Origin of the sequence: Oceanicaulis sp. HTCC2633 (assembly GCF_000152745.1) — a bacterium.
Lineage (GTDB): Bacteria > Pseudomonadota > Alphaproteobacteria > Caulobacterales > Maricaulaceae > Oceanicaulis.
In genome coordinates this window covers 1,498,341-1,515,982 of the sequence record NZ_CH672428.1, presented here as the reverse complement: position 1 = coordinate 1,515,982, position 17,642 = coordinate 1,498,341, and the positions used below count along the sequence as shown (strand labels likewise).

Below are 17,642 nucleotides of genomic sequence, written 5' to 3'. Positions count from 1 at the left end.
GGCTATCAGGATCGTGGCACGGGTCCGAGAACTCCTTCTGGACAGAGGCTCTGTCAGGATGAGCGTGCTTACTCCATTCCGGCGCGAGGGGCCAGTGATGCCCGGGCAAATAGTGGCGTTTGAGTTCCAGTGTGTCTGATCGGGCACAGCCGTGGCGCTTGCACCTTTCACCGTCACCGACTAGCTCAAGCCCGTCACAAGACGGAGCACGACCATGACCGACGCCAGCGAGACGCTCGACGAGACCCAGTTCGAAGATCCCAAGGGCCGGGTGCTGATCATCGCCGGGTCGGACAGCTCGGGCGGCGCGGGCATTCAGGCCGATATCAAGACGGTGACGGCGCTGGGCGGATACGCCTCGACTGCGATCACCGCGGTGACGGTTCAGAACACCCAGGGCGTGACCGGCGTGCACCCGATCCCGGATGAGATCATTGCGGCCCAGATCGAGGCGGTGCTCTCTGATATCGGAGCCGACGCCATCAAGACCGGGATGCTGGCCAGCGTCAGCACCATTGAGACGGTGGTCAAAGCGCTGGATGAGGCGAAAACCGCCGGCCTGCCGCTGATCGTGGACCCGGTGATGGTCGCTGGCTCTGGCGACAAGCTGATCAGCGAGGACACGGCCGAGGCGATCCGCACCGAGCTGCTGCCCCGCGCCAGCCTGATCACGCCCAACGCGCCCGAAGCGGCGGTTCTGGCAGGCGGAACCATCGAGGATCTCGATGACCAGCGCGCCGCCGCAGACGAACTCCTGGAGATGGGCGCCAAGGCCGTGCTGATCAAAGGCGGGCATCTGGAAGGCTCTCAGATCATTGACCTTCTGGCGACCCGCAATGGCGTGCGCCTGTTCACCCGCCCGCGCATCCATACGCGTCATACCCATGGCACAGGCTGTACCCTGGCCAGCGGCATTGCCGCCCTGATGGCGCAAGGTCTGGGGCTGGATCGCGCGGTCGAGATGGCGGGCGATTACCTGTACGAAGCGATCCGCCGCGCGCCCAAATTCGGCAAGGGCAATGGCCCGGTCCAGCATGGCTGGACGGTCAATGCGTCCGAGTTCGCGCAGGCGCCGGTCCGGGGCGATCTGGACTAGGGCGCGACCCTGGGCTTGCGGCGGGCGACATAAACGCCGAGCAGGATGACGCCGAGCGCGATCATCGTGGTCAGCGTCATGGGCTCCCCGCGAGCGAGGCCGATCACCGTGGCGACCACGGGCACCATGTAGTTGATCAGGGCGATGAAGGACGCGCCGACTTTCCGCGCCACGCCCATATAGACAATGGTGGCGAGGGCGGTGGGCAAAAGGCCCAGGGCCAGCACCGCCATGATGGACGGCAGGCTGGGCGTGATGGCCGGGCCCGCCACGATGTCGTAAAGCGCCACCGGCAGGCTCAACAGCGCCGCGCAGATCATCGAGCCGGCTGCGATCACGCTGGGCGGGGTTTCAGGCGAGGCCTGATAGGTCACCGCGTTGGCGGCATAGCTCAGCGTGGCGATGAAGATCAGGAGCTGGGCCAGAAAGTCCGCCTCCAGCATGCCCTTGAGCGCCGCCGGCCCCATCAGGATCACAATGCCGGAAAAGCCGATGAGAAAGCCCGAGGCTTTCCTCAGGCTCAGTCGTTCATTGGGCAGGATGAAATGCGCGGCCGCGATCACCGTCAGCGGCATCATACCCATCAGGATGCCGGCGATCCCCGACGGTACCGTCTTCTGCCCGATGGCGATCAGGGTGAAGGGCAGGGCGTTCCCCAGAAACCCAAGGGCGAGGAACCACAGCCAACGCACATCCTTGAGGGGCGGGAAGCGGCGACGACGATAAAAGGCCCAGCCGGTCAGGATGACCGCGGCGAGGCTCAATCGCCCCAGCACGATGATGGAGGGCGGCAGGGTGTCGACCGCGACCGCGATGAAGGCGAACGCGCTGCCCCAGACGAGCGCCAGCAGGCCGAGCGCGCCCCAGCCCTTCGGTCCTGGAGAGTCCGGCGTCATCCCAGTATGGCCTTCAACGCCGTCACGAGACGGTCCACGTCATCGGCCGTATTGTAAATATGGGCGCTGATCCGCAGGCGCGGCCCGCGCTGGGAGGCGTGGACGTCATGCTCGCGCAAGGGCGCGGCCAGATCAGCGGGCGCCCCGTCTGGCAGGCTGAGCGACAGATAATGCGGCGCCTGTTCGGGAATGTCGGCGCACAGGCCCAATGGGGCGACCGCCTCCTTGATGAGCGTGCTGGTCGCGGCGCATTGCCGCGCGATTTCATCAACCCCGATACCGTTGAGAAGGTTGAGGCTTTCCAGCGCGGCGGGCAGCAGCTGGTGATTGGAGCGTTCACCCATGTCAAAGCGGCGCGCGCCAACGTCGTAGGTGTCGCGATAATCGATCAGACGCGAGAAATCCTGGGAGTCGCTGCGGTTGATCCAGTTCTCTTCCAGCGGAACCCCGTCCTGATGGCGGGGCGCCGCATAGAGATAGCCGGTGGCGTAGGGGCCGAGCATCCATTTATAGGCGGCGGCGACCACGAAATCGGGGTCGATGGTCTTGACGTCAAAGGGCATGACGCCGAGCGACTGGGTCAGGTCGAGCACAAGAGCGGCGCCCTGCGCCCTGGCGGCCTTCGAGACGGCTTCAAGATCCACACGTCCGCCATCAATCCAGTGCAATGCCCCGCAGGCGACCAAAGCCGTGCGTACGCCAATCGCGTCGAGCAAGGCGTTGGTCCAGGTCTGTTCGGTCTCACGCTTGACGGTCCTGATTTGCGCGCCGGTCTCTTTGGCCAGCGCCCGCCAGGTGTAGACATTGGAGGGGAATTGCCCGTCCAGGATGACGATTTCATCGCCCGGCTTCAGCGACAGATTGCGCGCCGCCGTCGCCAGCCCGTATGAGGCGGCGGGCACAATCGCAATGTCGTCGGGTTTCGCACCGAACAGCTTCGCCGCTTGCGCACGCACGCTCTCTGGCAGATCGAAAAAGGTCTGCGTGGTGGTGTGGCCCCAGGGGCGCAGCTTGTCGCGATAGGCGGCGTGACCGGCCTCTGCGGCCTTGATCGGCAAGGGTCCGACCTGGGCGGCGTTGAAATAGGCGGTGTCGGGAGGCAGGTCGAACAGGGCGCGATAATCGGTCATGGCTTTTGCGCTACGCTCCGGAGGTTTGAGGGTCAAGGGAGGATTTTCCAACCTTTGCGCAATTGACCGCACATGCAGCACGGCCTACCCGTGAGCTTTCTTGTCATAAAGCTGAGGTCATCGTGTCATGACGGTTCTCAAACCCACCAACCGCCCCAATGACGCCCGTTTCTCCTGCGGGCCCACCAAGAAGCGTCCGGGTTGGGAACTCTCTGCATTGGCCGCCGCGCCGCTGGGCCGCACCCACCGCGGCGGAACGCCGAAAGCGCGTCTGGCCGAAGCCATCGAGCGCACGGCGGCGATCCTCGAAATTCCCGACGACTACAAGGTGATCATCACCCCGGCCTCCGATACGGGCGCCATGGAAGGAGCGATGTGGTCCATGCTGGGCGCGCGCGGCGTGGATGTGCTGGCGTGTGATGAGTTTGGCGGTCGCTGGCTGATCGATGCGCGCGACGAGCTTAAGCCCGAAGGTCTGACCATTCACCACGCCCCGTACGGCGTTGCGCCGGACTATTCCAAGGTCGACTTCAAGAACGATGTCGTCTTCACCTGGAACGCCACGGCGGCGGGCGTGCGCGTGACCGATGGCGACTGGATCAAGGATGATCGCGAGGGCCTGACCATCTGTGACGCGACGTCAGCCGCGTTCGCGATGGAGCTGCCCTGGTCCAAGCTCGATGTGACCACCTTCAGCTGGCAGAAATGCATGGGCGGGGAAGCCCAGCACGGCATCGCCATTCTCAGCCCGCGTGCGCGTCAGCGCCTGCGCGAGTATCGCCCCAGCTGGCCCGTGCCGCGCATCCTGCAACTGTTTGAAGCGGGCGACGAGACCGCCAAGATCTATGAAGGCTCCACCATCAACACCCCCTCGCTTCTGTGCACCGAGGATTATCTCGATGCGCTCAAATGGGCGGCGAAAGAGGGCGGGGTTTCGGCGCTGATCGATCGCACCCAGGCCAATTTCGATGCGCTGGCGGACTGGGTCGAGAAGACCGACTGGATCGACTTCCTGGCGAAAGAACCCGCCACCCGATCGCAAACCTCGGTGACGCTGAAGTTTTCCGGCAAGGAGCTCGAGGGCAAGTCCGAGGAAGAGCGCTGGGCCGTCTCGCGTCGCATGGGCGTCTTGCTCGATCGCGAGGAAGCGGCGTTTGACGTCATTCCCCACCCCAAGGCCCCGGCCGGACTGCGCATCTGGTGCGGACCGACCATTGATGCGGACGATGTGGTCGCCCTCGGGCCGTGGTTGGACTGGGCCTATCACGAAGCCCTCGCCAACCCGGCGGACTAGGCGTCCACAGGGCTTTGCCAGCGCGCTTCTTGCCCCATGGCTGAGAAGCGCGTAAGCCACCCCCGGTTTTTCCGCGATACGGAGTATGCGCGATGTCCAATGTTGTGGTTGTCGGCGCCCAGTGGGGCGATGAGGGCAAGGGCAAGATTGTCGACTGGCTGTCTCATCGCGCCGACGTGGTCGTGCGCTTTCAGGGCGGTCACAATGCCGGTCACACGCTGGTCGTGGATGGGGTGACCTACAAGCTGTCGCTGATGCCGTCCGGCGTCGTACAGAAGAAGCTGTCCCTGATCGGCAATGGCGTGGTCGTCGATCCCTGGGCCTTCATCTCAGAGATCGAGAAAGTGCGCGAGCAAGGCGTGGACATCAGCCCCAAGCTCGTGCGCGTGGCGGAAACCGCGACCCTGATCCTGCCGGTCCACCGCGAACTCGACGCCATGCGCGAGAACCGCGATGACGGCATGAAGATCGGCACCACCCGTCGCGGCATCGGTCCGGCCTATGAAGACAAGGTGGGCCGCCGCTCGGTCCGCGTGATCGACCTTGCGGACGAAAAGCAACTGCGTCGCCGGGTGACCGAACTGCTGCATCACCACAACGCCCTGCGTCGCGGCATGGGCGTGGAAGAAGCCGATCCGGACGCGCTGGTTGCTGAATTGCTCGAGATCGCGCCGAAGATCCTGCCCTTCGCCGATCCGGTCTGGCGCACGCTCGACAAGGCGATGTCGGACGACAAGAAGATCCTGTTCGAAGGCGCGCAGGGCGCGTTCCTCGACGTGGATCACGGTACCTACCCCTTCGTGACCAGCTCCAACACCGTCGCGGGTCAGGCCGCCGCCGGTTCGGGCGTCGGTCCGGGCAAGGTCGGTTATGTGCTGGGCATTGTGAAAGCCTACACCACCCGCGTGGGCGAGGGCCCGTTCCCCACCGAGCTGACCGATGATATCGGACAGAAGATCGGTGAGCGCGGGCGTGAATTCGGCACCGTCACCTCCCGCCAGCGCCGCTGCGGCTGGTTTGACGCCGTGCTGGTGCGCCAGTCGTGCAAGATCAACGGCATCAATGGCGTGGCGCTGACCAAGCTCGATGTGCTCGACGGTTTTGACGAGCTGAAGGTCTGCATCGGCTACAAGTTCAATGGCGAGATGTATGACCGTCTGCCTGCAGGCACGGGCGCCCAGGCGGGCGTCGAGCCGGTCTATGAAACCTTTGAAGGCTGGTCAGGCTCCACGGCAGGGGCCCGCTCCTGGGCGGATCTGCCCGCGCAAGCGGTCAAGTATGTGCGCCGCATCGAGGAGCTGATCGAAACGCCGGTGGCGCTCCTGTCCACCAGCCCGGAACGTGACGACACCATCCTGATGCAGGATCCCTTCAAGGGCTGATCCTCGGACAGGCATGATCGGACAAAGGGCGGCTCTCGGGCCGCCCTTTTTGTTGTCCGCGTCGTGACCCAAGCCTGAGAAGACTTTGGAACGCCATCGGCCAGCGGACGTTGAGTCAGGACAACGCCGAACATCGAACCCCGTGACCGTCCCCCCGTCGTCGCCGTTCGTTGTTCAGAACCGCAATCGAGGAGATGACCGATGGACAGCCTTAAAGATCTTTATATCGACCAGCTGCAGGACCTTTACAGCGCTGACAAGCAAGCGCTTTCGGTTTCCAAGGACCTCGCCAAAGCCGCGTCCAACTCCAACCTCAAGGAGGCGCTGGAGCGCAATGTCGTCGGCATCAGCAAGGGCATGGAGAAGGTCAAGACCCTGATCCAGGATCACGGCGCCGACCCGAAGGGCGAGCATTGCAAGGGCATGGAAGGTCTGGTCACCGAAGCCCGCGCTCACGCGCTTGAAGCCGATATCAGCGACAAGGATGTGCGAGACGCATCCATCATCGCGCAGACCCAGCGCATGACCCATTACGCGCTGGCCGGCTACGGCGTGGTTCGCGCGTTCGCCCAGCGTCAGGGGCTGAAATCAGACGTCGAAGTTCTGCAGGATTGCCTGGATGAGACCTATGGCGGCGATCGCGAGCTCACGCGCATTGCCGAGACTCAGGTAAACGCCGCTGCGGCCTAGGTCGCGCGACGCTCATCCCTCATACGTGAATGGAGGTCCTGATGGGACACCAGACCGCACAATCATTGAACAATATCATTCCCATCCTCATCGATAGCCGTCGCGGCTACGAGATGGCTGCGGACCTGTGTGATGACGATTATGTGCACAAGGCGAAATTCCTCAAGAAGATCGCCGAGCGCGCCGCCATCACCGCCGAGTTTCAGGCGCATGTCCGTCTTCAGGGTGAAGAGCCCAAGGAGAAGGGCGGCCCTCTGGGTAAGCTGCATCGCATGCTCACCGGCATGAGCAAGAATTTCGGCAGCGAGGAGAAGACCGCGCTCAAGGCCATTGATGATGGCGAGGCGTTCCTCCAGCAGGCCTGTGAGACCGAGCTGGAGAAAGACGATGTGGACTCTGTCGGCCGCAACCTGCTCAAGCAGGCGCTGAGCTCGGCCAAGAGCGGCGAATCCTATGCCGAGGCCGAGGCCGAGGCTGAAGCCGAAAGCTGAGATGACATCTGACACCCTGCATCTGACATGACTGTCACTTGCATCGTGACTAGGGCCGGCGATCCTTCGCCGGCCTTTTGTTATGGAGCGAATGTGACCGAGAGCGCTGACCCTGCCGCGACCCCTGCCGTTTTCGCGAAGACGCCGAAGCGACGCAGTCTTCACCAGGGAGAGCTGGGAGAGCTGGTGCTGAGCTTCTATCCGGCGGGTCATCACATGGCCGAACACGCCCATGATGTGGACCAGCGTTCGATCATCCTGTCCGGCGCGCTGGCGGAGGATACGCCCTCTAACGCGGCAACGCCGGGCATGAGCCATATCGGTTTCAAGGCCGCAGGCGTGCGCCATGAGAACCGTTACAGCGCCCAGGGCGCCCTGATCCTGGCGCTGAACTCGGCGCCTGACCGGGATGTCGGGCCGGGCTGGGGATGGGCGCCCAGCCCCTGGGCGTCTCAGATCGGCGCCGTGCTGTCGGCGGCTCGGAGCCGGGGCGCGTTTTCAGAGGATGCGTTGACGGACCTGCTCGCGCTGATGTCTGGCGCGGAACAGGCGTCCGAACGCCCCGCGCCAGGCTGGCTGATCCGGGTTCGCGAGGCCGTGAGAGCGGATCCGGATGGTGTTGATCTGCAAGTTCTGGCGAATGAGGCCGGCGTTCACCGGGTGCACCTGTCGCGCGCCTATAGCCGCCATTTCAACGCTCCGATCAGCGTTGAACGCCGTCGCGTCCGCATGGGGCGGGCGGTGCAGGCGCTGCTGGAAGATAAGGCGTCGCCCGCCCACGCCGCCTTCGAGGCGGGGTTTGCCGATCAACCGCATTTCGCGCGGACCCTGAGGGCCGAGACAGGCCTGACCCCGCGCGGACTGGTCAGGGCCTTTACGGATGAGAGGCGCCCGGCTGAAGAGGTTACAAGCGTTCAAGACCGGACCGCGGCGCCCGCCTATCGTGCAGCCTCATGATGAAGACTGTTCTGGAGACTGATATGCGAACCTTGGCTCTGACCGTGTGTGCAGCCGTATCTGGAGTGTGCGCCGCCACGGCTTCGACCGCGGCGCAAACCCCGCAGGACGCGGCGGTGCGGATGGAGGCGTTCCTGGGCGGGTTTCCGGATCTGGGACCGGGTTACGCGGTCGTTGCGGTGACCGCCGATGAGGTCCTGATCCGTCATGTGGAAGGTGTCCGGCGGGTTGGAACCGACGCGCCGCTCACGGCGCAGACGCCGGTCTATATCGCATCCCAGACCAAGGCCTACATGGGTGTGCTGGCGGCGCGACTGGATGCGGAGGGCGTGCTCAGCCTTGACTCCACGCTGTCTGATCACTGGCCGGATGTGCGCTTTCCCGACGGGATTGATCCGGCGGCCTGGACCTTGCGGGACCTTCTGAGTCATCAGGTCCCGGTCGAGGCCGATCTGATCACGATGCTCGAGGCCTACGTCACCCGTGTGGATCCTGCTGATTATCCGATGCTGATCGAGGCCGTCATGACGGCCCGCAAACCCGGCTTTGACTACAGCAATCTGGGCTACAACCTGTATGGCGCGATCCTCGAGACCGTGACCGGGCGGACCTGGCAGGACTGGCTGGACGAGGACGTCTTCACGCCGCTGGGGCTCGCGCATACCAGCGCCCGCACTTCTGATTTCAGCCTGGATGAGCAAAGCTGGAACCATATCTGGACCGGGCCGGAGGACGGGTGGTTCGAGGTGCAGCCCAAGACGGATGGCCAGATGCAGTCCGCGGGCGGGATCACCACCGCCCCCGATGACATGATCGTCTGGCTGCAGATGAACTTGCGCGGCGAGGGGCCTTCGGGCAGCGGTCTGACCGCCGCCGTCCTCAACGAGGCCCATGCCATCGCCGCCGAGGTCAGCCGGGACGCGCGCAACGCCTATGAGCTGCCCTGTTACGGCTATGCGCTGGGCTGGAATGTCTGCGACTTTGAAGGGCATACGCTCTACGCCCATGGCGGCGGCTATACCGGCGCGCGCACCATGATGGCGTTCTCGCCCGATCTGGGCGTGGGGATCGGGGTGTTCTCCAACTCCGACAACATGACCGGCTGGCTGACCAGCCGCACCATGATCCAGTTCCTCCAGTTCGTGATTGACCACGAGGACGCCGACATGTGGATGGCCGAGCGCCAGCGGCAATATCCAGAGCGCGTCGCGCGCCTCCTGGAGGCCCGCCTGGAGAGCGTTGAGGCGCATCGCGCCAATGCCGCTTTCGGCGATTGGAGCTGGGCCCCGGATGATGCGGCGCTGTCCGAGTATGCGGGCGTCTATGAAAACCCGGTGATGTACGCCCCGGTGACGGTCCGGATCATGGAGGGGCGTCTGCACGCGGCGTGGGGAGATTACGCCTTTACGGGTGCGCCGGCCCGTGAAGACGTGTTCGGACTGCAGCAGCATCCGCTGGATGATCTGCTGCCGCTGGAATTCGAGCGCAATGGCGCGGGCGAGATCATCGCGCTGACTTATGAGGAAACGCGCTTCGAACGCCGCTAATCGCGAATGTCTTTATGCGCCGCGGCGTCCCGGCCTTGCTCCTCTCCCCGTTCGGGGACTAGCCTTCATCGTCCTAGATAAGAACAGGGGAGAGGGCGATGAAGGCTTGGCTCGCGGGCGCTGCGGCGCTGGCGCTCACAGGATGCGTGAGCGTGGATTATTCCGAAGAGGCGGGGTACGCCCCTTTTGCTGAGGAGGGCCGTGACGCTCTGCGCGGCGCGGAGGCGCTGGGCGCCACCGATCGGTCGCTGCACGACCGGGTTCTGACCATGGACACCCATGTGGACATCGGGCAGGGCTACGCCACGGCGGCGCTCGATCCGGGCGGCTTCACCCGCGCTCAGGTCGACCTTCCGAAGATGCGCGATGGCGGGCTCGATGCCGCCTTCTTCATCGTCTATGTCGGCCAGGGCACGATCAGCCCGATCGGGTATGAGGACGCTGCGGGGCAGGCCGAGGAGAAATACCAGGCCATCATGCGGATGATCCGCGGCTATCCCGATCAGATCGCCCTGGCGACCACCGCGGACGAGGTCGAGGCGATCCATGAGTCCGGTCGCCTTGTCGCGCTCATCGGCATGGAGAATTCCTGGCCGCTGGGCGAGGATCTGTCCAATGTGGCGATGTGGGCGGAGCGCGGCGTGCGCTATGTCTCCATCACCCATTTCGGCAACAACCAGTTCGGCGGCAGCTCCAACCCCAATCTCGCCCAGGGTGACCCTGCCGAGGATCCGGGGCTGACCGAGCTGGGACTGGGTCTTGTGCGTGAGCTGAACGACCATGGCGTCATGGTCGACGTTTCGCATGTCGGCAAGCGCACCATGCTCGAAGCGATTGCGTTGAGCCGGGCGCCGGTGCTCGCCAGCCATTCGGGCGCGCGCGGCGTTTATGATCATCCGCGCAATCTCGATGACGAGCAATTACGCGCCATTCGCGACAATGGGGGCGTCGCCCAGATGGTCGCCTTCCGTCGGTATATCGGCGAGGTGGATCCCGAGCTGGCCGAGGCCGAGCGCGCCCTCGCCGAGGAAATGGGCTTCACCAGCCGACAGGCTTTCGCCCAGGCGAGCGACAGTGAACGCGACGCGTATCAGGCGCGTTTGAGAGCGCTGCGGGCGTCGATGAACGACATTACGATCTCCACCCTTGCGGACCATATCGATCACGCCGTTCAGGTGGCCGGCATCGATCATGTGGGTATCGCATCCGACTTTGACGGAGGCGGAGGCGTTGGCGGCTGGGATGACGCCAGCACCACGCCGGCGGTGACGGCGGAGCTGATCCGTCGCGGCTATTCCGAAAGCGATATCGCCAAGATCTGGGGCGGCAATCTGCTTCGGGTCATGCGCGAAGTGGAAGCGGCGGCGCGATAGTCCGCTGGAGTGACGTTCGGTCTTCAACGCCGGCGCCGGAAGGCGTCGGCGTTGTCGTGTCTGGATGTGTTCAGGGTGCGGGTTCAGGGCTGCGCGACTGAGCGCTGACCCTTTGCAACCTCTGAACCGTGCGCAGGCTGATCCCGCACAAATGGGCGACCTCGGCCGTCGAGGCGCCGGCGCTGAGCGCCTCGACGGCGATAAATCGTCGAATGTTTTCGATAAATCCTGACTTTGACTGGATCTCCACATATCCGGTCTGACCGGCGTTGTTCATGACGACCGAGGTGAAACGCGCAGATCCGGGAATGTCTTCAAGGATCTTCTGCGTACTGATCCGGCGCGAAGCGTGCCGATCAAGATAGGCCAGGCCGCGGGCGACGCCACATTGAAAAAACAACTCTACGGTGAACCAGTTCAGGTGCGGGCAAAGCGCGTCAAAATGCGTCTCGATGAACTGGATCAGGGTGGGGTCCTGAGTCGCGCTCAATCGGGGCGCTATCAATGTGTATGGTTTATCAGTGGTTTCTATTGGATTGGCCAAGGTGTCGCCCTGGCTGTCTGGAAGGCAGTAAGAAGTCACCCTGTCTCTCCTCTGGGCTTGAAGCTCTCCGCGAGAGTGCGGTTCCATCTTTGTTCGGCTTCAATTTAAGCGCGAAGTCAATCTGCAACGCAAGGGACATTGTCGCCATGGCGACTCTCGTGCTGGTTGTTTTTAGTTAACTGGTACCCAGGAGGCGAAACATGGCGACGAACGAAGAGGTCAACGGGAAAATCACCGATGCGGTGTCGCAAACCGCGGTCGGCGTGTTGGCCGAAGCGCCAGCTGTCGCGATTGGCGCGCTGTATCAGAGTCTGGCGAACGCCAATGGCCTGGCGCTGTCGAACTCGGTCTCCAACCAGCAGAACCTCAATCAGCTCAATCCGTCGATCGTCGCTCAGGCGATCGCCAAGATTAACGGCGGCTAGGCCCGGAGACGCATGACATGGCCAGACAACCCACTCCCCGAACGCCGCGGTCCCGGTTGAAGGCGGACAAACCCGGTCCCTCAGCGGCTCAGGCGGCTGAAGACGCCGCCCTGAAGGACGCTGCCCGCGATGGCCAGACGCTCGCGGACGATGCGGTCTCCGCCGAAAGGGACGCTCTGGAGAGCGCTAGTCTGCCAACCGCCACAACCGATATTCAGAAGGCGGCGAGCTTCAATCAGGCGCAGCTCACGGCGCAGACGGGCGAAGTGCTGGGCGCACTGGAAAGCCCGCTCGCCGATCAGGCGGCGGTCATGATGCTCGAGGATCTGCGCGGCTACATGCAGGGCTCCGAGCAACTGGTGCTCGCCGCTTCCGGTCAGGCCATGGCGCTGCTGCTCGATCCGGCCACGCAGGACACCGGCAAGAAGGCGCTGCAGGAGCTGGCGACCTGGCAAAGCTCGCTGATCACCTTCTCAGGCTCGGTGACCAGCACCGCCAGCACCATCAAGACCGACTTTTCGGGATGAGACGCGCCCCGCCCCGTCGCAGGACGCCCGCGCGCGGCCTCGCCCAGAACCGATCCAACCCATCCGGAAAGGGAACCCCCATGTCGTGCACTGCCCAGAATTCGCTGACCACCTCGGGGTCGACCTTCGCCAAGCCGGTGTTTGCGCCGGGGCTGAAGACGATCGCTGAGGCCTCATCGCTGGCCTATGTCCAGGCCGTGGGGGAGAGCTATACCGCGCAGGGCGCGCCGCGCCTTCACTATGGAGCGAGGACGGCCGAGAGCGATGGCAATGGCGTGGTTCAGATCACGCTGGCCGGCTGCCAGATGAGTCCGCTGATGCGGCCGGTCTTCGTCCCGGATCTGTCAAGCTATGCCAGCCTTCTGATTGAAGGCGGCGCCAATGAGCGCGGCCTGGTGCTGATCAGCTGCGCCCAGACCGCAACAGCGGGGCAGGTGACCCTGATCCTGACGATCGCCCCCTACGCCACGGTGAGCGACATCTCCCAGGGGGATCACAACGGCATCCTGCAGATCATGCCGCCGACGCAGGACATCCTGTCCACGACGATGACGCTGCAGGCCAATGTGCTCGGCGATTATGAGTACACGACCCAGTCCAGCACGGTGGCGTTCAGCACATTATCCAACTCGGAAATCGCGGACCTGATGCAGCGGCTTGAAGGCGAGACTTCGGATCTTGTGGCGGCGATCGCGGCGAACCTGATGGTCGCCGCTCCGACCCGGCTTTCGGTCGGGGAGGCGTTGCGGGTGACCGAACTGGGCAAGACCTGGATCATCGGCGGGCTTCAGATTGTCGGGGCGCTGGCCACTCTGGGGGGCGGGATCCTCGGGGCCAAAGGCCTGCACGATAACAATAACGCCATGAAGTACTGGGGCATCGGACTGTCCACGCTGGGCGGTTTGTGCCGCGGCGCCGCAGGCATGGTCGGCGCCTTCCTGGAACCGGAAGACGCCTAGCGCCGGTGTGCGGCCAGGCAGGAGGCAGACATGACCCTTGAAGACAGGATCGCCCGGGAAGTCGCCCGCCAGATCGCCCCGCTCAACGAGGTGCTGAACCAGATCTGGGCGCAGATGCAGGCGGAGGCGGACGTGCCCAGTCCTCCGATCCCGGACCCGCCCATACCCGACCCGTCGATCCCGGATCCCTCCATTCCGCAAACGCCCATACCGGACACGCCGATCGACCTGCCGCCCATTCCCGGTCTGGGGGCGCAGTCGGGGCCGGGCGGAGCAAGGCCGTCAACGTCTCAGAACGAGGCGGAGATCCGCCAGCAGCTCGAACGGGCGACCCAGGCCCGCCAGCAGGAGCAGTCCGCCGCCATCGCCCGTCGCACCGCGATGATCCAGGCCCGCATCGCCCGGAAACTGAACGCCTTCCAACGCTAAAGGAGACCCACCATGAGTGACGACAAGCAGATTACCCTGACCATCGACGAGCTGTCGGTTGTCAGCAATGAGAACATCGCCACCAACGCCAGCGCCAGCTCTCTGGCCAAGCTGTTTGAAGGCAATGTCCAGTCCCAGCTTCTCAACAACCAGACCGCAGCGGCCACCACGGCGACCTGCGTCGCCTACATCCTGACGCTGGGCCGCAGCGCGGAAAGCATCTGGAATCCGATCGGCGGCCCGTCGGTCAACGTCCAGCAGGACTGATCCCAAGTTTCTGAAGGCGTCAGCGCCCCAGAAAACCCGGCGGATCCGGCTCACAGGGCCTCGGGTCTGCCCTTCACCACGAAAACCAATGAGGACAGAACATGACGACGCAAGCTAACGAGCAAGTGAATTCCCAGGTCACCGACGCCGTGACCCAGTCCAACGTCAAGGTGGTCGGCGAAGCCCCGGCCATGGCCATGGGCAACGTCTATCAGGCGCTGGCGCACTCGCACGGCCTGATGTTCGAGAACGCGGTGAACGCACAGTCGCACGCCTTCACCAATGCGCAGGCCGCCTCCACCCAGGGCGTGATGCAGATCTATTCTGTGGACACCATCTCCGACGCCATCGCCGTCGCCCGGATGATCTCGGCCAACTTCTCGTCCACCTAAGACGTGAAAAAGCCGACGAGATTGCTCCCGTCGGCCTGGCTTTGGACTTCAGACCCGCTCCGGCCCCCCGGGCGGGTCTTTTTTATCTGCGCTGAATATAGCCGAGCCCGCTCCCATTGCCCAGCCCCGCCTGAACGCAAGCCCTTGCCAAGCGCGCCGGTCGTCTTCAGTGTGGCGTCAGTTCCAAGGGGTGTCCCGTGCGGTGGTCGTACGGGGCTGAGACGTCACCCTCAGGACCGGATCCGGGTCATGCCGGCGGCGGGATGGAGCAGCGCGATGACGCTCGAAGAGTATAACCAATTCTGTTCGTCTCTTCCCCATGCGGCCCATGTGGTCCAATGGGGCGGCGCCCATGTCTGGAAAGTGGGCGGGCTTGAGGCCGGCAAGGTCTTCGCCATAGGCGGATGGCCGGACAAGGATAGCGACGAGCCCGCGCTCGCCATCACCTTCAAATGCTCCGAGATCGTCTATGAAGTGCTGCGCGACGCCGAAGGCTGTCGCCCCGCGCCCTATCTCGCCAGTCGCGGGATGACCTGGATCCAGCGTCTGACCGACGCCGCCGTCTCCGATGCGGAACTCTCCGACCATTTGCGCGCTTCGCATGCCCTTGCCGCGCAAGGGCTGACGAAGAAGCGACGCACCGAACTTGGCTTGCTGGATCTCTAGCAGCCCGACCTCGCTCACCTCTCACTGAAAGCTCGCGCCATGAACAAGCCCACCAACCAGGCCGAATTTCCGACCCCGACCGTGACCACCGGCCCGCTGGCCGGCTCAAAGCGCGTCTATTCCTCGCCCAAGGCGGCGCCGCATCTGAAGGTGCCCCATCGCGAGATCGAGCTTCATCCCACCGCGATGGAGCCGCCGGTGCGCGTTTATGACTGTTCGGGCCCCTATACTGATCCGAACCAGTCCATCGACGTCGAGAAGGGCCTGCCGCGCACCCGCATCCAATGGGTGAAGGCCCGCGGCGGTGTGGAAGAGTATGAGGGCCGCGAGCCGAGCCCGCTCGATAATGGCGGCGCGACGGGCAAGTATCTGGCGCGCGAGTTTCCGGTGCGTCACCGCCCGCTGCGTGCTGTCGGCTCAGCGCCCGTGACCCAGTATGAGTTCGCGAAAGCGGGCATCATCACCGACGAGATGATCTACGCCGCCGAGCGCGAAAACCTTGGCCGCGCGCAGGCGCTGCACGACGCCCATATCCGCCATGCGGACGGGGAGAGCTTTGGCGCGTCGGTGCCCGAATTTGTGACGCCGGAGTTTGTGCGCGACGAGATCGCGCGCGGCCGCGCCATCATCCCCGCCAATATCAACCATGGCGAGCTGGAACCCATGGTGATCGGGCGGAATTTCCTCGTGAAGATCAACGCCAATATCGGCAATTCCGCCGTCGCCTCATCGGTTGAGGAAGAGGTGGACAAGATGGTCTGGGCCATCCGCTGGGGCGGGGACACGGTGATGGACCTCTCCACCGGCAAGAACATCCACAACACCCGCGAATGGATATTGCGCAACTCGCCCGTGCCTATCGGCACCGTGCCGATCTATCAGGCGCTCGAAAAAGTCGGCGGCGTCGCCGAGGACCTGACCTTTGACATTTTCGCCGACACGCTGATCGAACAGGCCGAGCAAGGGGTGGACTATTTCACCATCCATGCCGGGGTGCGCCTCGCCTATGTGCCGCTGACGGCGGACCGGGTGACGGGCATTGTCTCTCGCGGCGGCTCGATCATGGCCAAATGGTGCCTCGCCCACCACAAGGAGAGCTTCCTCTACGAGCGCTTTGACGAGATTTGCGACATCATGCGCGCCTATGATGTCGCCTTCTCACTGGGCGACGGCCTGCGCCCCGGCTCCATCGCCGACGCCAATGACCGCGCCCAGTTCGCCGAGCTCGAAACCCTGGGCGAGCTGACCCAAGTGGCCTGGAAGAAGGGTTGTCAGGTCATGATCGAAGGGCCGGGCCATGTGCCCATGCACAAGATCAAGGCCAATATGGACAAGCAGCTCGAAACCTGTGGCGAGGCGCCCTTCTACACGCTTGGCCCGCTCACCACCGACATTGCGCCGGGCTATGACCACATCACCTCCGGCATCGGCGCCGCGATGATCGGCTGGTTCGGCTGCGCCATGCTTTGCTATGTGACGCCGAAAGAGCATCTGGGCCTGCCCGACCGCGACGACGTGAAGACCGGCGTCATCACCTACAAGATCGCCGCCCACGCCGCCGACCTCGCCAAGGGCCATCCGGCGGCCAAGTTGCGCGATGACGCGCTATCCCGCGCCCGGTTCGAGTTCCGCTGGGAAGACCAGTTCAACCTGTCGCTCGACCCCGACACCGCCCGCGATTTCCACGATCAGACCCTGCCGAAAGAGGCCCACAAGGTCGCCCATTTCTGCTCCATGTGCGGGCCGAAATTCTGTTCGATGAAGATCACCCAGGAAATCCGCGACGAATTCGGCACGGCCCGTTCCCCCAACACCACCCTCGGCATGGACGAGGTCGAAGAGGCGATGGCCGAGAAAGCCGAGGAGTTCAAGGCGAAGGGGTCGGAGATCTACCTCAACGACAAAGGCGAGAAGCGCGAGCCGATTGATTAGGGGGCTGGCGTTTGTTGGAAGGGAAAAGGCCGGGCAGATGCCCGGCCTTTTTTGTGAGCTCTTTGCATTGCACGCGCCAAAGCCTCGACGCGAGCGCATATCCATGGCGTCAGGTTGTCCCGCCTTCGCTAGGTGTCACTGTCGCCAGTCTGCATGAGTTGCATGGCGGCGAAGGGGACAAGAAGGCCGCCGCCGACCAGGGCGACAAAGCCGATCAGTTCGGGATCCCAGCCCAAGAAGGCGACCATCAGGCCCAGCCAGGTCAGCACGCCCACATAGATCGCGGACCAGAGCAGGACCCGTTTGCGCGGGGCGGTCAGCACAAGGGGAGTAGATGAGGCGGATGAAGAGGTTTCGGTCATGTGAGAGGCCTCCCGGGGCGCTTGGATGATGTCGCGCATCTGGGCGGAGGACAGGTCAAAACTGGCGGCCAGGGCCCCGACGGTCTCAAGGCTGGGCGTATCCCCGCGTTCGGCGCGCTGGATGGTGCGTTCACTCAACCCGCTGATCGCAGCGAGTTGTTCCTGTGACCAGCCCTTGTCCAGGCGCAGCGCGCGCAGGCCGTGAGTGTGATTCATCGTCGGCAGTCCTGTCTGTTCTCGCCCAAAGGCCTGGATGACCTAGCGTTTCGGCGCCCTGTCGCCC

At 64.0% G+C, this 17,642-nt stretch carries 20 protein-coding genes and 1 riboswitch; of the genes, 16 read left to right on the top strand and 4 right to left on the bottom strand.

The features are described 5' to 3' along the window. Positions 1-214 precede the first annotated feature (214 nt). A complete protein-coding gene (gene thiD, locus OA2633_RS07215) occupies positions 215-1,096 on the top strand; it encodes a bifunctional hydroxymethylpyrimidine kinase/phosphomethylpyrimidine kinase (protein ID WP_009801854.1) in 882 nt (293 codons plus the stop codon). Here the strand turns inward: thiD and OA2633_RS07210 are convergent. Both OA2633_RS07210 and OA2633_RS07205 read right to left on the bottom strand, forming a co-directional pair. Then, the gene (locus OA2633_RS07210; RefSeq protein ID WP_009801853.1) at positions 1,093-1,992 is read right to left on the bottom strand and encodes a DMT family transporter; all 900 of its coding nucleotides are present in this window, start codon (positions 1,990-1,992) and stop codon (positions 1,093-1,095) included. The genes thiD and OA2633_RS07210 overlap by 4 nt on opposite strands. Further along, complete coding sequence (locus tag OA2633_RS07205) at positions 1,989-3,122, bottom strand: aminotransferase class V-fold PLP-dependent enzyme (RefSeq protein ID WP_009801852.1); 1,134 nt, start codon at positions 3,120-3,122, stop codon at positions 1,989-1,991. The genes OA2633_RS07210 and OA2633_RS07205 overlap by 4 nt, the downstream gene beginning before the upstream one ends. Before the next feature lie 127 nt (positions 3,123-3,249). Between OA2633_RS07205 and OA2633_RS07200 the strand changes: the two genes are divergently transcribed. From OA2633_RS07200 to OA2633_RS07170, 7 genes are all read left to right on the top strand, one after another. Continuing rightward, the gene (locus tag OA2633_RS07200) at positions 3,250-4,416 is read left to right on the top strand and encodes a phosphoserine transaminase (RefSeq protein WP_009801851.1); all 1,167 of its coding nucleotides are present in this window, start codon (positions 3,250-3,252) and stop codon (positions 4,414-4,416) included. A 92-nt stretch (positions 4,417-4,508) separates the two neighbouring features. After that, positions 4,509-5,798 carry an adenylosuccinate synthase gene (locus tag OA2633_RS07195; protein ID WP_009801850.1) on the top strand — a complete coding sequence of 430 codons (1,290 nt, stop codon included), beginning with the start codon at positions 4,509-4,511 and terminating at the stop codon, positions 5,796-5,798. Between the two features lie 201 nt (positions 5,799-5,999). After that, complete coding sequence (locus OA2633_RS07190; RefSeq protein ID WP_009801849.1) at positions 6,000-6,488, top strand: DUF892 family protein; 489 nt, start codon at positions 6,000-6,002, stop codon at positions 6,486-6,488. A gap of 41 nt (positions 6,489-6,529) precedes the next feature. Then, positions 6,530-6,979 carry a PA2169 family four-helix-bundle protein gene (locus OA2633_RS07185; protein WP_040613223.1) on the top strand — a complete coding sequence of 150 codons (450 nt, stop codon included), beginning with the start codon at positions 6,530-6,532 and terminating at the stop codon, positions 6,977-6,979. Between the two features lie 93 nt (positions 6,980-7,072). After that, positions 7,073-7,936, top strand: a complete 864-nt coding sequence (locus OA2633_RS15295; RefSeq protein WP_009801847.1) for a helix-turn-helix domain-containing protein — start codon at positions 7,073-7,075, stop codon at positions 7,934-7,936. A gap of 23 nt (positions 7,937-7,959) precedes the next feature. Next, a complete protein-coding gene (locus tag OA2633_RS07175; RefSeq protein WP_156776166.1) occupies positions 7,960-9,483 on the top strand; it encodes a serine hydrolase in 1,524 nt (507 codons plus the stop codon). Positions 9,484-9,581: 98 nt separating this feature from the next. Beyond that, positions 9,582-10,856 carry a dipeptidase gene (locus OA2633_RS07170; RefSeq protein WP_009801845.1) on the top strand — a complete coding sequence of 425 codons (1,275 nt, stop codon included), beginning with the start codon at positions 9,582-9,584 and terminating at the stop codon, positions 10,854-10,856. Between the two features lie 70 nt (positions 10,857-10,926). On the opposite strand, the gene OA2633_RS07165 is transcribed toward OA2633_RS07170, so the two are convergent. Continuing rightward, positions 10,927-11,346 (bottom strand): helix-turn-helix domain-containing protein, encoded by a 420-nt coding sequence (locus OA2633_RS07165; protein WP_162010983.1) that lies wholly within the window; start codon positions 11,344-11,346, stop codon positions 10,927-10,929. A 254-nt stretch (positions 11,347-11,600) separates the two neighbouring features. Here OA2633_RS07165 and OA2633_RS07160 point away from each other — a divergent pair, with 254 nt between their 5' ends. The 8 genes from OA2633_RS07160 to thiC all read left to right on the top strand — a co-directional run bounded on the left by OA2633_RS07160 (position 11,601) and on the right by thiC (position 16,997). Further along, the gene (locus tag OA2633_RS07160) at positions 11,601-11,825 is read left to right on the top strand and encodes a RebB family R body protein (RefSeq protein WP_009801843.1); all 225 of its coding nucleotides are present in this window, start codon (positions 11,601-11,603) and stop codon (positions 11,823-11,825) included. Positions 11,826-11,842: 17 nt separating this feature from the next. Continuing rightward, on the top strand, positions 11,843-12,352 hold the full coding sequence (locus OA2633_RS07155) for a hypothetical protein (RefSeq protein WP_156776164.1): 510 nt from the start codon (positions 11,843-11,845) through the stop codon (positions 12,350-12,352). A gap of 80 nt (positions 12,353-12,432) precedes the next feature. Continuing rightward, positions 12,433-13,311 (top strand): hypothetical protein, encoded by an 879-nt coding sequence (locus OA2633_RS07150; RefSeq protein WP_009801841.1) that lies wholly within the window; start codon positions 12,433-12,435, stop codon positions 13,309-13,311. A 30-nt stretch (positions 13,312-13,341) separates the two neighbouring features. Continuing rightward, positions 13,342-13,740 (top strand): hypothetical protein, encoded by a 399-nt coding sequence (locus OA2633_RS07145; protein ID WP_009801840.1) that lies wholly within the window; start codon positions 13,342-13,344, stop codon positions 13,738-13,740. A gap of 12 nt (positions 13,741-13,752) precedes the next feature. Beyond that, entirely contained in the window at positions 13,753-14,007 is a 255-nt protein-coding gene (locus OA2633_RS07140; protein WP_009801839.1) for a hypothetical protein, read from the top strand. 101 nt (positions 14,008-14,108) lie between these two features. Then, entirely contained in the window at positions 14,109-14,399 is a 291-nt protein-coding gene (locus tag OA2633_RS07135) for a RebB family R body protein (RefSeq protein WP_009801838.1), read from the top strand. A 176-nt stretch (positions 14,400-14,575) separates the two neighbouring features. Next, positions 14,576-14,680: riboswitch (TPP riboswitch) on the top strand. Beyond that, complete coding sequence (locus OA2633_RS07130; protein ID WP_009801837.1) at positions 14,676-15,065, top strand: MmcQ/YjbR family DNA-binding protein; 390 nt, start codon at positions 14,676-14,678, stop codon at positions 15,063-15,065. Its footprint overlaps the riboswitch before it by 5 nt. A 39-nt stretch (positions 15,066-15,104) precedes the next feature. Next, entirely contained in the window at positions 15,105-16,997 is a 1,893-nt protein-coding gene (thiC, locus tag OA2633_RS07125; RefSeq protein WP_009801836.1) for a phosphomethylpyrimidine synthase ThiC, read from the top strand. Between the two features lie 128 nt (positions 16,998-17,125). Here the strand turns inward: thiC and OA2633_RS15290 are convergent, their stop codons facing one another. Further along, the gene (locus OA2633_RS15290) at positions 17,126-17,575 is read right to left on the bottom strand and encodes a helix-turn-helix transcriptional regulator (RefSeq protein WP_009801835.1); all 450 of its coding nucleotides are present in this window, start codon (positions 17,573-17,575) and stop codon (positions 17,126-17,128) included. Positions 17,576-17,642: the final 67 nt, after the last annotated feature.

Bases quoted from the DNA above. Each gene is read 5' to 3' on its own strand.
- OA2633_RS07185 (WP_040613223.1), top strand. From the start codon at position 6,530: ATGGGACACCAGACCGCACAATCATTGAACAATATCATTCCCATCCTC.
- OA2633_RS07195 (WP_009801850.1), top strand. From the start codon at position 4,509: ATGTCCAATGTTGTGGTTGTCGGCGCCCAGTGGGGCGATGAGGGCAAG.
- OA2633_RS07175 (WP_156776166.1), top strand. From the start codon at position 7,960: ATGCGAACCTTGGCTCTGACCGTGTGTGCAGCCGTATCTGGAGTGTGC.
- OA2633_RS07150 (WP_009801841.1), top strand. From the start codon at position 12,433: ATGTCGTGCACTGCCCAGAATTCGCTGACCACCTCGGGGTCGACCTTC.
- OA2633_RS07205 (WP_009801852.1), bottom strand. From the start codon at position 3,122: ATGACCGATTATCGCGCCCTGTTCGACCTGCCTCCCGACACCGCCTAT.
- OA2633_RS07155 (WP_156776164.1), top strand. From the start codon at position 11,843: ATGGCCAGACAACCCACTCCCCGAACGCCGCGGTCCCGGTTGAAGGCG.
- thiC (WP_009801836.1), top strand. From the start codon at position 15,105: ATGAACAAGCCCACCAACCAGGCCGAATTTCCGACCCCGACCGTGACC.
- OA2633_RS07160 (WP_009801843.1), top strand. From the start codon at position 11,601: ATGGCGACGAACGAAGAGGTCAACGGGAAAATCACCGATGCGGTGTCG.
- thiD (WP_009801854.1), top strand. From the start codon at position 215: ATGACCGACGCCAGCGAGACGCTCGACGAGACCCAGTTCGAAGATCCC.
- OA2633_RS07135 (WP_009801838.1), top strand. From the start codon at position 14,109: ATGACGACGCAAGCTAACGAGCAAGTGAATTCCCAGGTCACCGACGCC.
- OA2633_RS07130 (WP_009801837.1), top strand. From the start codon at position 14,676: ATGACGCTCGAAGAGTATAACCAATTCTGTTCGTCTCTTCCCCATGCG.
- OA2633_RS07200 (WP_009801851.1), top strand. From the start codon at position 3,250: ATGACGGTTCTCAAACCCACCAACCGCCCCAATGACGCCCGTTTCTCC.
- OA2633_RS07170 (WP_009801845.1), top strand. From the start codon at position 9,582: ATGAAGGCTTGGCTCGCGGGCGCTGCGGCGCTGGCGCTCACAGGATGC.
- OA2633_RS15290 (WP_009801835.1), bottom strand. From the start codon at position 17,575: ATGAATCACACTCACGGCCTGCGCGCGCTGCGCCTGGACAAGGGCTGG.
- OA2633_RS07145 (WP_009801840.1), top strand. From the start codon at position 13,342: ATGACCCTTGAAGACAGGATCGCCCGGGAAGTCGCCCGCCAGATCGCC.
- OA2633_RS07190 (WP_009801849.1), top strand. From the start codon at position 6,000: ATGGACAGCCTTAAAGATCTTTATATCGACCAGCTGCAGGACCTTTAC.
- OA2633_RS07210 (WP_009801853.1), bottom strand. From the start codon at position 1,992: ATGACGCCGGACTCTCCAGGACCGAAGGGCTGGGGCGCGCTCGGCCTG.
- OA2633_RS07140 (WP_009801839.1), top strand. From the start codon at position 13,753: ATGAGTGACGACAAGCAGATTACCCTGACCATCGACGAGCTGTCGGTT.